The sequence below is a fragment of the Phenylobacterium sp. genome (genome assembly GCF_030680185.1).
Lineage (GTDB): Bacteria > Pseudomonadota > Alphaproteobacteria > Caulobacterales > Caulobacteraceae > Phenylobacterium.
Map to the genome: position 1 here is coordinate 1 of NZ_JAUXVZ010000049.1, position 13,699 is coordinate 13,699.

Genomic DNA, 13,699 nt, shown 5'->3' on the forward strand with positions numbered 1-13,699 from the left:
TCATTTCCGAGGTGGTGGTGAGCAGGTCCTCGCGGAGCTTCTCGGCCTCCTTGGGCAGATCGATGGCCTTCAGCAGGCCCTGGACGGCCTCAGCGCCGATCTCGGCGGTGAAGCTGTCGTCCCCGAACTCCTCCTGGAAGCGCATATAGTCGTCTTCCGACAGCAGCTGATGCTGCTTCAGCGGGGTCAGGCCCGGCTCGGTGACGATGTAGTATTCAAAGTAGAGCACCCGCTCCACGTCCTTCAGCGCCATATCGAGCATCATCGAGATGCGGCTCGGCAGGGACTTCAGGAACCAGATGTGGGCGACCGGGCTGGCCAGTTCGATATGGCCCATCCGCTCGCGGCGGACGCGGGCCAGGGTGACCTCGACGCCGCACTTCTCGCAGATGATGCCCTTGTACTTCATGCGCTTGTACTTGCCGCAAAGGCATTCGTAGTCCTTGGTCGGGCCAAAGATACGGGCGCAGAACAGGCCGTCACGCTCGGGCTTGAACGTCCGGTAGTTGATGGTCTCGGGCTTCTTGATCTCGCCGAAGGACCACGAGCGGATCTTTTCGGGCGAGGCCAGAGCGATGCGGATCTGGTCGAAGGTCGGAGCGGCCTGGACCGGATTGAAGATATTCAGGACTTCCTGGTTCATCAGATTTCCAGTTCGTCAGTAATTCTGGAAGGCGAGAGGGAGGGGCTGACGGCCCCTCCCCCCGCAAAGACGGCGGCGCGGGATGAAGGCAGCGATCAGCTGTTCTCCAGCTCCACATTGAGGCCCAGCGAGCGCATTTCCTTGACGAGAACGTTGAAGCTCTCGGGGATGCCCGCCTCGAAGGTGTCGTCGCCGCGCACGATGGACTCGTAGACCTTGGTCCGGCCGGCCACGTCGTCGGACTTCACCGTCAGCATTTCCTGCAGGGTGTAGGCCGCGCCGTAGGCTTCCAGAGCCCAGACCTCCATTTCCCCGAACCGCTGACCGCCGAACTGGGCCTTGCCGCCCAGGGGCTGCTGGGTGACCAGGCTGTAGGGGCCGATGGAACGGGCGTGGATCTTGTCGTCCACCAGGTGGTGCAGCTTCAGCATGTAGATGTAGCCGACCGTGACCGGGCGCTTGAACTGGTCGCCGGTCTGGCCGTCGTACAGCGTCACCTGACCCGAACGGTTGAGACCGGCCTTTTCCAGCAGGTTCTCGATGTCGTCGATGTGGGCGCCGTCGAACACCGGCGTGGCGAAGGGCACGCCCTTGGAGAGGTTGCGGGCGAGCTCGATGAGTTCCTCATCGGTCTCGGGCAGCTCTTCCTCGGGGCCGTAGATGTCCCGCAGCCAGTCCATCAGGGCCTGACGCTGACCGCCGTTCTGCCAGGCCTCCAGCAGATCGGAGATCTGGCGGCCAAGGCCGGCGGCGGCCCAACCCAGGTGGGTTTCGAAGATCTGGCCGACGTTCATCCGCGAGGGCACGCCCAGCGGGTTGAGCACGATGTCGACGTTCATGCCGTCTTCGAGGTGTGGCATGTCTTCGATCGGCAGGATCTTGGAGATGACCCCCTTGTTGCCGTGACGACCGGCCATCTTGTCCCCGGGCTGAAGCTTGCGCTTCACGGCCACGAACACCTTGACCATCTTCATCACGCCGGGGGGCAGTTCGTCGCCGCGCTGCAGCTTGTCGACCTTGTCCTCGAACCGGCGGTCCAGGCGCTTGCGAGCCTCGTCGAACTGGCGGCGCATGGCCTCCAGCTCGCCCATGGCCTTCTCGTCCTCCAGGGCGATCTGCCACCACAGGCCCGGCGAGATGTCGTTCAGCTTGTCAGCGGTGATTTCGCCGCGGCCCAGGCCCTTGGGCCCGGAGACGGCGACCTTGCCCACCAGCATGTCGCGCAGACGCGAGGTCATGTTGCGGTTCAGGATGGCGAACTCGTCGTCGCGGTCCTTGCCCAGACGGTCGATCTCGGCGCGCTCGATGGCCATGGCGCGCTCGTCCTTGTCGACGCCGTGGCGGTTGAACACGCGGACCTCGACCACCGTGCCCGACACGCCGGGCGGCAGGCGCAGCGAGGTGTCGCGGACGTCGGAGGCCTTTTCACCGAAGATGGCGCGCAGGAGCTTTTCTTCCGGCGTCATCGGGCTTTCGCCCTTCGGCGTGACCTTGCCCACCAGAATGTCGCCCGGCTGGATCTCGGCGCCGATGGCGACGATGCCGGCCTCGTCCAGGTTGCGCAGGGCTTCCTCGCCGACATTGGGGATGTCGCGGGTGATTTCCTCGGGGCCGAGCTTGGTGTCCCGGGCCATGACCTCGAACTCCTCGATGTGGATCGAAGTGAAGACGTCATCGCGCACGATGCGCTCGGAGATGAGGATGGAGTCCTCGAAGTTGTAGCCGTTCCAGGGCATGAACGCGACGAGCACGTTGCGGCCCAGGGCCAGTTCGCCGAGCTCCGTGGACGGGCCGTCGGCCACCACGTCGCCAGCCGCGATCCGGTCGCCCACGCGGACCAGCGGACGCTGGTTGATGCAGGTCGAGGTGTTGGAGCGCTGGAACTTCTGCAGCCGATAGATGTCGACGCCCGGCTTGGTGGGGTCGGTCTCTTCGGTGGCGCGGACGACGATACGGGTGCCGTCGATCTGCTCGACCACGCCAGAGCGGCGGGCCACGACCACGGCGCCGGAGTCCACGGCCACGACGCTTTCCATACCCGTGCCCACCAGGGGGGCGTCGGTGCGGACCAGCGGCACGGCCTGCTTCTGCATGTTCGAGCCCATCAGGGCGCGGTTGGCGTCATCGTTCTCGAGGAACGGGATCAGCGAGGCGGCGACGGAGACGACCTGCTTGGGCGAGACGTCCATCAGGTCGACGGTGTCCTTGGGCAGCAGGGTCGGATCGCCGTTCACGCGGCCCGGGACCAGATCGTCGACGATCTCGCCGTTTTCGATCTTGATGTTGGCCTGGGCGATGACGTGCTTCGCCTCTTCCATGGCCGACATGTAGACCACTTCGTCGGTGATCTTGCCGTCCTTGATCCGGCGGTACGGGCTCTCGATGAAGCCGTACTTGTTGACCACCGCGTGGGTGGCCAGCGAGTTGATCAGGCCGATGTTCGGGCCTTCCGGCGTCTCAATGGGGCAGATCCGGCCGTAGTGGGTCGGGTGCACGTCGCGGACTTCGAAGCCGGCGCGCTCGCGGGTCAGACCACCGGGACCAAGGGCCGAGAGACGGCGCTTGTGGGTGATTTCCGAGAGCGGGTTGGTCTGGTCCATGAACTGCGACAGCTGCGAGGAGCCGAAGAACTCCCGCACGGCGGCGGCGGCCGGCTTCGCATTGATCAGGTCATGGGGCATGACCGTGTCGATATCGACCGAGCTCATGCGCTCCTTGATGGCGCGCTCCATGCGGAGCAGGCCGACGCGGTACTGGTTTTCCAGCAGCTCGCCCACCGAACGGACCCGGCGGTTGCCGAGGTTGTCGATGTCGTCGATCTCGCCGCGGCCGTCCCGCAGGCCGACCAGGGTCTTGAGCACGGCCAGGACGTCGGCCTTGCGCAGGACGCGGACGTCGTCAGGGCAGTCCAGCTCCAGGCGCATGTTCATCTTCACGCGGCCGACTGAGGACAGGTCGTAGCGCTCGGAGTCGAAGAACAGGCTGTTGTACATGGCCTCGGCGGCTTCCACCGTCGGCGGCTCGCCCGGACGCATGACCCGATAGATGTCGAACAGCGCGTCTTCGCGCGTGGTGTTCTTGTCGATGCGCAGGGTGTTGCGCATGTAGGCGCCGACATTGACCTCGTCGATGTCGAGGACGTCGAACTTGGTGAAGCCCTGCTCTTCCAGCGACGCCAGAAGGGTCACGTCCAGCTCGTCGCCGGCCTCGGCGTAGATTTCGCCGGTCTCGTGGTTGACCAGGTCGCTGGCCAGGTAACGGCCGGTGAGCGCCTCAGGCGCCAGCAGCAGGACCTTGAGGCCCGCATCGGCGAACTTCTTGGCGTTACGGGCCGAGATCTTCTGGCCGGCCGGGGCCACTTCCTCGCCGGTCTCGCCGTCGATCAGCGGGAATTCCGGCTTCACGCCGCGCCAGCGCTCGGGCTTGTACTGGGTGGCCCAGCCGCCTTCACGCTTCTCGAAGGTCACGGTCTCATAGAAGGTGGAGAGAATCTCCTCACCGTCCATGCCCAGAGCCATCAGGAAGGTCGAGGCCGGCAGCTTGCGGCGGCGGTCGATACGGACATAGACGATGTCCTTGGCGTCGAACTCGAAGTCGAGCCAGGAGCCGCGATAGGGAATGACGCGGGCGGCGAACAGGAGCTTGCCCGAGGAGTGGGTCTTGCCCTTGTCGTGGTCGAAGAAGACGCCCGGCGAGCGGTGCATCTGGGAGACGATGACGCGCTGGGTCCCGTTGACGATGAAGGTGCCCTTCTCCGTCATGAGCGGGATGTCGCCCATATAGACGTCCTGCTCCTTGATGTCCTTCACCGAGCGGGCGCCGGTCTCTTCATCGGTTTCGAACACGATGAGACGCAGCTTCACCTTCAGCGGCGCGGCATAGGTCATGTCGCGCTGGACGCATTCCTCGACGTCGTACTTCGGGTCCTCGAACTCGTAGGACACGTATTCGAGCACGGCGCGCTCGTTGAAATCCTTGATCGGGAAGACGGACTTGAAGACCGCCTCGACCCCTTCGTCCCGGCGATCGGCCGGGCGCACTTCACGCTGCAGGAACTGTTCGTAAGATGAGCGCTGAACCTCGATCAGGTTCGGCATCTGCACAGCTTCGGGGATGCGGCCGAAAGACTTCCGGATCCGCTTCTTGCCGGTGAAGGATTGCGCCATTTTATTCCCTTGAGCGCGCGCGGGCGTCAGGCCAGCGCGCCGTAAGTGTCATCCTGCGTCCACCCTCAAAACCCCCGAGGCCGGGGGCCGGACGCTGGAAATGTCCCCTTTACGTCGGGGACGCTCCCTCGCATGGTCGGAGGGCGACGGACCATGCCTCGGAGACTGAACGTGCGAAGACTCGCGTCTTAGCTGAATCGGAATTTCGCGAAGCTCGCCAGATAAGGCTTTTGCAAGCGCTTGGGAAGCCCCTTCCACAGAAAAGTTAAAGGGGCTGTGGAACCAGGCGGATGGGCGCCGCCTACAGATCGATACGCCAGCGCAGAATCTCGACACCGCCATGCACGGCGTCATCGCGTTCGCGCGCCACCAGCACCCCGCCATTCTTGATCACCACCTGCTGCGAGGCTGGATTGTCGGTGTCCGTGGTCAGCTCCACATAGTCCAGCCCGCGCGCCGGGGCCTCTGGCAGCAGCAGGGTCAGAGCCTGAGAGGCGTAGCCCCGCCCCCGCCGCCAGGGCGGCACGGCGTAACCGATGTGGCCATAGGGGAACCAGTCCGGCAGCGGTCCGCCGCCTGGTCCCCAGCGCAGGCCGATCGCGCCGCAAAATCCCTCATCCCAGATCCAGCGCCGGATGCTGGGCAGCCGGGTTCCCAGGCTTCCGTCCAGACGCATGACCGGAGGGCCGCCGCCGTCGGGGTTGTCGAGGGATCGAACGAAGGCCTCAGGATCGGCGGCGATGCGTTCGAGCTCTTCGTCGGCCGCGGCCTTGCCCCGCACATTGTCCGCCGACCAACCCCGCCGCAGCGCGTCGGCATAGGCCGGCAGCAGGTCCAGGCTGGGGGTTTCGAGCGTGACGGGCATGGCCTCCTCAGTCGGTGCGACCGCCGAACTCAAGCAGGTTGCCATCCGGATCGGCGACGATGAAGTTCCCCTGGCCCTGACCATGCCAGGGTTCGCGCTTGAGTGGCCGGTGGATGGTCGCGCCCCGAGCCTCAAGCTCCAGGAACAGCAGCCGGGCGTTGCTGACCGCGATGGCCGCCGACAGCAGTTCGCCGCCGACGCTGTGGTCCATCACCGGGCGCTTCACCTGCCGCATGCAGATCGCCGCCGCGTCGCGGACCACCATGCCGAAGAAGGGCGGGTCGCCGTAGGTCAGGGCGGCGCGAAAGCCCAGCACGTCGACGTAGTAGGCCAGCGAACGGCGGAAATCGGCGACGAACACATAGGGTTCGGCGGCTCTCAGCACTGGGGTTTGGGGATAGGCGACAGGCTTGTCGGCGACCATTTGGCGCTCTCCTTGAGTGACCAGCGCCGCCCAACTGTCGAACCCTTCCCGACGGGCGACGAGCCTCTGGGCCTCTGCGAGCTTGAACTCGCGAGCCATGATCTCGCCATCTGTGAGGCCGGCGCAGTCCGGCAGGGTTCCGCGGATCATCGCGGCGACCGTATGACGGCCTTCGCGATGCCAGCGTACGATCTGCTTGGCCTGCTTCTTCAGGTTCTCGATATCGGGCATCGGGGCGCTGCAGGTTAAGGTTCGTAGGCGGGCCTGGCCCCCTCGGCCGACACGGCCGGTGCGCCCTACAGCGACGCCATGATCAAAGCCCACGCCCCGAGGCCTGTCAACGGAAACGGGCCCGGAGGTTTCCCCCCCGGGCCCGTCGAAAAGCGCAGAGCTTGCGCCGCCCCCGTCCTTCCTAGAGGAAGGACGGTCTCAAGATGTTGGAGCGCGACGGGCGCCGGAACCGGTGTCCACTTCCGGCTGTCGCGCTCTGTCCTACTTGATCTGGACGGAGGCGCCGGCTTCTTCGAGCTTCTTCTTGATCTCTTCAGCTTCCTGCTTGGAGATGTTTTCCTTGATGTTCTGGGGAGCGCCTTCCACCAGGTCCTTGGCTTCCTTCAGGCCGAGGTCCGGACGCACGCCGCGAACTTCCTTGATCACGTTGATCTTCTTGTCGCCGCCGCCGGTGAGGACAACGGTGAACTCGGTCTGCTCTTCAGCGGCTTCAGCCGGGGCGCCGGCGGCGGCGGGGGCCGCAGCGGCCACCGGAGCGGCGGCGGAAACGCCCCACTTTTCTTCCAGCATCTTGGAGAGCTCAGCGGCCTCCAGGACGGTCAGAGCCGACAGGTCTTCGACGATCTTTTCGAGGTTAGCCATGGGATTTTGATCCTTGAGAGATTGGGGGTGTCGGGAAAATGACGATCAGGCGGCGTCTTTGGCGGCGTATGCGCCCATGACGCGGGCCAGCTGACCGGCCGGCGCCTGCAGGATGCCGGCGATCTTGGTCGCAGGCGCCTGGACGAGGCCAATGATCTTGCCGCGGAGCTGGTCGAGCGAAGGCAGAGTCGCGAGCGCGCTCACCCCGGTCTTGTCCAGAACCTGCGTGCCCATCAGGCCGCCCATGATCACGAGTTTCTCGTTTTCCTTGGCGAACTGGGTGGCGACCTTGGCGGCGGAGACCGGGTCCGGGCCGTAGGCGATGGCGACGGGGCCAGTGAAAAGGGCGTCGCCCTCCTCGCCAACCGAGCCGTTCAGAGCCTTCTGGGCCAGGGTGTTCTTCACCACCTTCAGCTGGGCGCCCTGCTCACGCAGGCGGCCCCGGAGATTCGTCATTTCCGCAACGGTCAGACCCAGGTTGTGGGTCACGACCACGGCGCCGGATTCGGCAAAGACGCTTTTCAGCGTCTCGATCGCTTCCTGCTTTTGAGCGCGGTCCATTGCGGTCTCCTACTCAGGTGCGACGCCCGGACTATTCCAGACGCCGTTCGACGGCCACGCGACGGGGAAGCCCCGCTTCGGAACCATCAGCCTGTCCTATGAGAGAAGCCGCAGCCGTCGCGCCCGTTGTCCGCCATGCGGAAATGGGCCTTGTCGGCGTCATCTTCCCGTCTCCCCGCGAGTGTGGAAGGGCTCTTCCACGCTTATGGCCCAGGCGACCCCTGGACCCCGCAGTTCTTGGACAGGATCGGAAGCCCCGAAACCGGGAGCTTCCAGTCCCCGCCCCTCCTTGCGGAGCGGCGAAACCTTAGAGGCGCGGCTCATACAGCACTGAGGCCCGGCGTGCAACGCCTCCACCCCGTCGAGGAACGCCACGCCCCACGAAAAAGGGGAGCTGCGTCGCCGCAGCTCCCCTCGATCGTCTGTTCGGCTGGAGGCGCTTAGGCGCCGACCGAACCGGTCTCGACCCGGAAGCCGGGGCCCATGGTCGAAGACAGGCTGATCTTCTTCACATAGGTGCCCTTGGCGCCCGACGGCTTGGCCTTGTTGAGAGCGTCCACCAGGGCCTTGACGTTGGCCAGAATGGCGTCGTCCGAGAAGCTCGCCTTGCCGATGCCGGCGTGGATGATGCCGGTCTTTTCGGTGCGGAACTCGATGGCGCCGCCCTTGGCGTCCTTCACGGCCTGAGCCACGTTCGGCGTCACGGTGCCGACGCGGGGGTTCGGCATCAGGCCGCGGGGGCCGAGCACCTTACCCAGACGGCCGACCAGGGCCATCATGTCCGGCGTGGCGATCACGCGGTCGAATTCCATGAAGCCGCCTTGGATACGTTCCACCAGCTCTTCGGCGCCGACGATGTCGGCGCCTGCGGCGGTGGCTTCGTCAGCCTTGGCGTCCTTGGCGATGACGGCGACGCGGACGTCGCGGCCGGTGCCCGAAGGCAGGTTCACCACGCCACGGACCTGCTGGTCGGCGTGGCGGGGATCGACGCCCAGATTGACGGCGATCTCGATCGACTCGTCGAACTTGGCCTTGGCGTTTTCCTTGACCAGCTTGATGGCGTCTTCCACCGAATGGGTGGCCAGACGGTCGCCGGTCCAGGCCTGCATGCGCTTGGGTTGCTTGGGCATGGGTCTCAGGCCTCCACGATCTCAAGGCCCATCGAACGGGCGGAGCCCTCGATGATGCGGGCGGCGGCCTCGACGTCGACAGCGTTGAGGTCCTTCATTTTGGACTCGGCGATCTCGCGCAGCTGGGTGCGGGTGATCTTGCCCACGGTCTCGCGGCCGGTGAGCTTGGCGCCGGACTTAATGCCCACCGCCTGCTTGATGTAGTGGCTCGCGGGCGGGGTCTTGGTGACGAAGGTGAAGGACTTGTCCTGATAGACGGTGATCACCGTCGGCAGGGGCGTGCCCTTGGGTTCCTTCTCGGTGCGGGCGTTGAACTCCTTGCAGAAGCCCATGATGTTGACGCCGCGCTGACCGAGCGCCGGCCCGATGGGCGGCGAAGGCGTGGCGGAGCCCGCAGGCACCTGCAGCTTGATATAGCCCAGAATCTTCTTGGCCATCTTCTCCTCTTTGACCGGACGTCCGGTCTGTTGAGCCGTGGTGCGGGGTTATGGCTGGCCAGCCCCCTCCCACGGATTTGAGCCGCGCGACCAAGGGCCGCCCGGCGAAGCCCGCGCTTCTATCAGCGGGGGCCTGGGTCGGCAAGCGGCGTGCGAGGGGAATAAAGAGGTGACACGAAGGACACCAAGAAAGCGAAGGGCACGAAGTTAAAGAACGAGGCGACGGAGCCCGTGCTTCAACAGCTCGACATTGAAGTTCATGAGCAGACCAAGCCGGCGACCCGACAGTCTCATATAGGTGAGAAGTTGCGCCTCATGGAGGCGCGAAAGCGCCTCGACGGCTTTGACCTCAACGATCACGCACCCGTCAACCAGGAGGTCGAGGCGATAGGCGCCCTCCAACCTGAGGTCTTCATAGACGATGGGTAGCAGCAGTTGGCGCTCGACCGTCAGTCTGCGAGACTCAAGTTCGTAGGCCAAGCAATGCTCGTAAGCCGCCTCAAGCAGCCCGGGGCCAAGCGCACGGTGGACCTTGAGGCCCGCATCGACGACCTCCCGAACCACACGCTCTGCCGCGTCATCCACCCCTTCGTGTCCTTTGCATCCCTTGGTGTCCTTAGTGTCACCTTTTTTGGGAAGCGAAGTCCAAGCCGGGCCTAGCTGGTCTTTTCGACCTGACCGTATTCGAGTTCGACCGGGGTGGCGCGGCCGAAGATGGAGACAGTGACGCGGAGGCGGGCGCGTTCCTCGTCGACCTGCTCCACCGAGCCGTTGAAGCTGGCGAAGGGGCCGTCGGTGACGCGAACCTGCTCGCCGATCTCGAAGCTGATGGTCGGCTTGGGCCGCTCCACGCCTTCTTCGATGGCGCCGATGATCCGGGCGACTTCCTTTTCCGAGACCGGCAGCGGCTTGGCGCCGGAGCCGAGGAAACCCGTGACCTTCGGGGTGTTCTTGATGAGGTGATAGGCCTCGTCGGTGAGGTTCATCTTCACCAGCACATAGCCCGGGAAGAACTTGCGCTCGGTGTTGATCTTCCGGCCGCGGCGGATCTCGACCACGTCCTCGGTGGGCACCAGCACTTCGGAGAACTGATCCTCAAGACCCTGGTTGCGGGCCTGGTCGAGGATGGCCTCCTTCACCTTCTTCTCGAAGTTGGAATAGGCGTGGACGATGTACCACTTGTGATTGTTCGGCGCGACGGCGTCCGCGGTTTCAGCGTTCATTCTCGATTATCCCGCGTTGGCGAACTGGAGGATCAAGCCCATCACCCAGCTGATGATGAAGTCCACCCCAAAGAAGAAGATCGCGGCCAGCACGACCATGATCCCGACCATCACCGAGGTGATCCAGGTCTCCTTGCGGGTCGTCCAGGTGATCTTGCGCGCTTCGGCGCGGACCTCTCGGGCGAACTGGCCGGGGCTGGTCTTCTTTTTCGGCGCGGAGTCGGCGAGCGGCGAGCCCGAGGACATGGCCGCGGCCGTCTTGGCGGCGCGGTTCCTCATCGCTTGCGGCGTAGCGCCCGGTTTCCTGGCCATCGAGGATAGCGACTTTCTACTTGAGGGCGGCGTTCCAGGAAGGAACCCGCCCGCGCGGTTCTAAGGCGATACAGTCATAGCGGCGGTGGCAGGAGTGGAGGGACTCGAACCCCCGGCCCTCGGTTTTGGAGACCGATGCTCTACCAGCTGAGCTACACTCCTACGCGCCGCAACCCTTGGCCCTCACGGGGCCGCAGGACGACTGCTCCGAACAATAAACAACGCGCCGGAAGGCGGAAAGCCCGCCGGCGCGCGGCCGATCACCGGAGCCGGCTCGTTTAGCAGGGGTCCCCCGCACGGGCAAGGCGGATCAAAGGGCGACGTTACGGCGTTTCCCCGCCTCAAGACATTTCCTGCGAGGATCGCCATGACGACGTCCAATCCCGCCCCGGGCAAGCCCGCCGACGACCGTAACCGGGACGACGAGCAGCGCCCGGGCTCGCCGCCGACCTCGGCCTATGTGCCCGCGGGCTCGCAGTCATCGACCAAGTCCGACAAGACCCGCACTGATCCCACCACGGGCGCGCCCAACAAGGATGCGCCCGAGCCCGCCGATTCGGATGCCGATCGCGGCGACTGAGGCTTTGCCCCGCCCGTCGCCTCGCCGTCTCAGGTCTTGACGCCGTCCAGCTCGAAGCTGCGGTCAAGGGTGGCGATCTTGTCTTCCACCAGGCCAGCCCGCTTGAGCGCCAGGGAGGTGGCCCACAGGGCCGCGCGCGCCGGCATGGGCGTGCGCGTCATGGCGGCCACCGGCATGCCTTTGCGCCGGAAGATGCCATTGGCGTAGTGGGCGCCGTTGGTCATGCGGGTGCCCCAGGTCTGGTAGTCGACCGACAGGGAGACGTTGAAGCCTTCCTGGTTCTCGATCCGGTGCGGCGCGTGCAGCGGCCATGTCGCCGCCAGGCCCGGCTCGAGGTCGAACACCTGGGCTGAGGCGTCCATGTCCCGGCGATAGGGCAGATCTTCGGTCTGCTGCTTGAGCATAATGTTCTCCATGCCCTGCTGGGGCATGTGAGCCTCGTCGGCCGGATAGATCCAGATCCGCTTGCGGCCCCGCATGTGGAACAGGCAGACGCCCGGCGCGTCGGCATGGAAGGGCACCTTGGCCTGGGGTGCCGAGAGGATGAGCTGGCCATTCAGCTGCACCGGCCTGAAGCCCGTGGCCTCGCGGGCGATCTCCCGGAACGCGCCGTGGATCACCGGGGTCAGCGCCTCGTAGTGCTGCTCGATCCGCCGGAGCTGGACCCACACCCGGCCGTCCTTGATGCCTTCCAGCACCTTTTCGCCGGGCAGACGGCCACGCACGCCGGTGCGCATCGTCGCCTGCCCCTCATCGTCATAGTCGAAGAGGTTGATATCGTAGAGCTCGGCCGGATAGCGGTCGAGCAGGGCCGCCAGCGCCTCGTCCTCGAACAGGCCCGTCTGCGCCAGGCGATGGCCGAAGGTGATCGGCGCCTTGCGGAAGTCGCGCTTCTGCTCAGGTGTCCAGGCGGGGACGAGACGATCCGAAACGGGCTCAGCGGTCATGGTCGTTCCTTCAATCCAGGATCAGCAGTCCGGCCGTGGCGCCGGCGAGCCACAGGCCTAGTCCGAGCCCCGCGCCCACCCCGCGATGGCGGCGGCCGATATGGCCGAGGGAGCGGCCGGCGGCCGAAATCTGTCGGTTCAGGTGCGGCTCGCAGGCGGCGATGCGGTCGAGGCGCCGGTCCAGGCGCTGATACAGATCCCGCAGTCGGTCGTGCAGTTGCGGCGAGCCGGCGACGGTCTGGCGGACCAGGTTGCGCAACCCCTCGACAAAGGGATCGGCCATCACATCGCCTTCGACCACCTGGTCGCCCTCATCGGCGAAGGCGCGCTTGTAGTCTTCGACGCCCGGTCCGAAGTCGGCGAAGGCCACCCCCTGCTCGGCGAGCACGCGAAGGGTTTCGAGCGTCATCAGGGCGCCAGGAGAATATCGCGCAAAATCAGGGTCATAGATCGGAAACCAGAGGTGATAGACGGAGCCTGAAAGCAGCCCCGCCTCCGCCGCGACGATCTTGTCGCCCGCCTTCAGAACCGCAACCCGAAGGCCGAAGTCGGCCTCCGGATCGCTGGTGAGCCGGCGCAGCAGGTCCTGGGTCCAGGGCGTGGAAAACACGTCGTGCTGGCCCGTGCGCCGCCACTGGGCGCGCTTCTCGGTGATGATGGTTTCCAGGACCTCGGGATCGGCTGACAGGCTGAAGCTCAAGGGGCCGACCTGCTCGGCGAGCTGGCGTTGACGCCGACGCTTATCCTTGAGGAAACCGCCCTGCCCCGCCGCCCGGCGGCCCGCCAGATAGGCCTCGTAGCCTCCGGTGAGGTTGGCGATCATGGCGGGCTTCGGCGCCGCGCCATTGACCCGCGCCTGACCGCCCACAAGTCCCCCAAAGCGGAACCGGCGGGCGCGCAGGTGCTCGAGCACCGCCTTCAGATCGATGTCGGCCCCCGGCTGGGCCACCAGTCCGTGATAGTCGGTCAGCGGCGCGCCCATGGGCTGAATGGCGCCCCCCCGCCGCTGGAAGGGCAGAAAGGCGACGATGGCGCCCGACCGGCGGATGATCGCCACCTCGGCGCCCGGCGCTGTCTCGCCGGCGGCGAGCACATAGCGAAAGTCGAAATAGGGGCTGGCCAGGGCCGGATCAGCGGCGCGGAATTGCGCCCAAAGGGCGCGGGCCTGCGGATCGAGCTCGCTGGCTCGCCGCGTCTCAACGCTGATCCCGGCTCCCATTCTGGCGCCCTCTCCCCAATTGCGCATCCTCAGGTTGGTCAACCTGCAAGACACGCACCGTTGAGATGAAAGAACCACGCGAGGGTTGCGAAAAAGGAAAGGCGGCGCTCGACCAACGCCCAAAGAGAAAGGCCGCCGGGTTTCCCCCGACGGCCTTGGTCTTAGGTCAGGCTGTGAAGCCTTGGACTATTCGACGATCTTGGCCACGACGCCGGCGCCGACCGTACGGCCGCCTTCGCGGATGGCGAAGCGCAGGCCCTGGTCCATGGCGATCGGGGTGATCAGCTCAACGTCCAGCTCGGCGTTGTCGCCCGGCATG

At 65.6% G+C, this 13,699-nt stretch carries 13 protein-coding genes, 1 tRNA gene and 2 pseudogenes; 1 reads left to right on the plus strand and 15 read right to left on the minus strand.

The features are described 5' to 3' along the window. From Q8L83_RS11675 to Q8L83_RS11730, 12 genes and pseudogenes are all read right to left on the minus strand, one after another. Window positions 1-643: pseudogene (locus Q8L83_RS11675) on the minus strand (DNA-directed RNA polymerase subunit beta'); the annotation flags it as partial. Window positions 644-738: 95 nt separating this feature from the next. Then, window positions 739-4,809 carry a DNA-directed RNA polymerase subunit beta gene (gene rpoB / locus Q8L83_RS11680; RefSeq protein ID WP_305287114.1) on the minus strand — a complete coding sequence of 1,357 codons (4,071 nt, stop codon included), beginning with the start codon at window positions 4,807-4,809 and terminating at the stop codon, window positions 739-741. A gap of 301 nt (window positions 4,810-5,110) precedes the next feature. Next, a complete protein-coding gene (locus Q8L83_RS11685; RefSeq protein ID WP_305287116.1) occupies window positions 5,111-5,674 on the minus strand; it encodes a GNAT family N-acetyltransferase in 564 nt (187 codons plus the stop codon). A gap of 7 nt (window positions 5,675-5,681) precedes the next feature. Next, on the minus strand, window positions 5,682-6,329 hold the full coding sequence (locus tag Q8L83_RS11690; RefSeq protein WP_305287118.1) for a VOC family protein: 648 nt from the start codon (window positions 6,327-6,329) through the stop codon (window positions 5,682-5,684). A gap of 261 nt (window positions 6,330-6,590) precedes the next feature. Beyond that, window positions 6,591-6,971, minus strand: a complete 381-nt coding sequence (rplL, locus tag Q8L83_RS11695) for a 50S ribosomal protein L7/L12 (RefSeq protein ID WP_293317149.1) — start codon at window positions 6,969-6,971, stop codon at window positions 6,591-6,593. 45 nt (window positions 6,972-7,016) lie between these two features. Further along, a complete protein-coding gene (rplJ, locus tag Q8L83_RS11700; RefSeq protein ID WP_293317151.1) occupies window positions 7,017-7,532 on the minus strand; it encodes a 50S ribosomal protein L10 in 516 nt (171 codons plus the stop codon). 440 nt (window positions 7,533-7,972) lie between these two features. After that, window positions 7,973-8,662 (minus strand): 50S ribosomal protein L1, encoded by a 690-nt coding sequence (rplA, locus tag Q8L83_RS11705; RefSeq protein WP_305287122.1) that lies wholly within the window; start codon window positions 8,660-8,662, stop codon window positions 7,973-7,975. A 5-nt stretch (window positions 8,663-8,667) separates the two neighbouring features. Then, window positions 8,668-9,099, minus strand: coding sequence for a 50S ribosomal protein L11 (gene rplK / locus Q8L83_RS11710; RefSeq protein WP_305287124.1), 432 nt, complete (start codon window positions 9,097-9,099; stop codon window positions 8,668-8,670). 207 nt (window positions 9,100-9,306) lie between these two features. Next, the gene (locus tag Q8L83_RS11715; protein ID WP_305287126.1) at window positions 9,307-9,684 is read right to left on the minus strand and encodes a GxxExxY protein; all 378 of its coding nucleotides are present in this window, start codon (window positions 9,682-9,684) and stop codon (window positions 9,307-9,309) included. 71 nt (window positions 9,685-9,755) lie between these two features. Then, complete coding sequence (nusG, locus tag Q8L83_RS11720; RefSeq protein ID WP_305287128.1) at window positions 9,756-10,322, minus strand: transcription termination/antitermination protein NusG; 567 nt, start codon at window positions 10,320-10,322, stop codon at window positions 9,756-9,758. Window positions 10,323-10,328: 6 nt separating this feature from the next. Next, window positions 10,329-10,634 (minus strand): preprotein translocase subunit SecE, encoded by a 306-nt coding sequence (secE, locus tag Q8L83_RS11725; protein WP_370868388.1) that lies wholly within the window; start codon window positions 10,632-10,634, stop codon window positions 10,329-10,331. An 86-nt stretch (window positions 10,635-10,720) separates the two neighbouring features. Beyond that, window positions 10,721-10,796: transfer RNA gene (locus Q8L83_RS11730), tRNA-Trp, on the minus strand. 205 nt (window positions 10,797-11,001) lie between these two features. Between Q8L83_RS11730 and Q8L83_RS11735 the strand changes: the two genes are divergently transcribed. After that, window positions 11,002-11,214 (plus strand): hypothetical protein, encoded by a 213-nt coding sequence (locus tag Q8L83_RS11735; protein ID WP_305287132.1) that lies wholly within the window; start codon window positions 11,002-11,004, stop codon window positions 11,212-11,214. 29 nt (window positions 11,215-11,243) lie between these two features. Here Q8L83_RS11735 and Q8L83_RS11740 read toward each other — a convergent pair whose 3' ends face one another. The 3 genes and pseudogenes from Q8L83_RS11740 to tuf all read right to left on the minus strand — a co-directional run. Beyond that, on the minus strand, window positions 11,244-12,161 hold the full coding sequence (locus Q8L83_RS11740; protein ID WP_305287134.1) for a transcriptional regulator: 918 nt from the start codon (window positions 12,159-12,161) through the stop codon (window positions 11,244-11,246). A 10-nt stretch (window positions 12,162-12,171) separates the two neighbouring features. Then, on the minus strand, window positions 12,172-13,380 hold the full coding sequence (locus tag Q8L83_RS11745; protein WP_305287136.1) for a GNAT family N-acetyltransferase: 1,209 nt from the start codon (window positions 13,378-13,380) through the stop codon (window positions 12,172-12,174). Between the two features lie 186 nt (window positions 13,381-13,566). After that, window positions 13,567-13,699: pseudogene (tuf, locus tag Q8L83_RS11750) on the minus strand (elongation factor Tu); the annotation flags it as partial.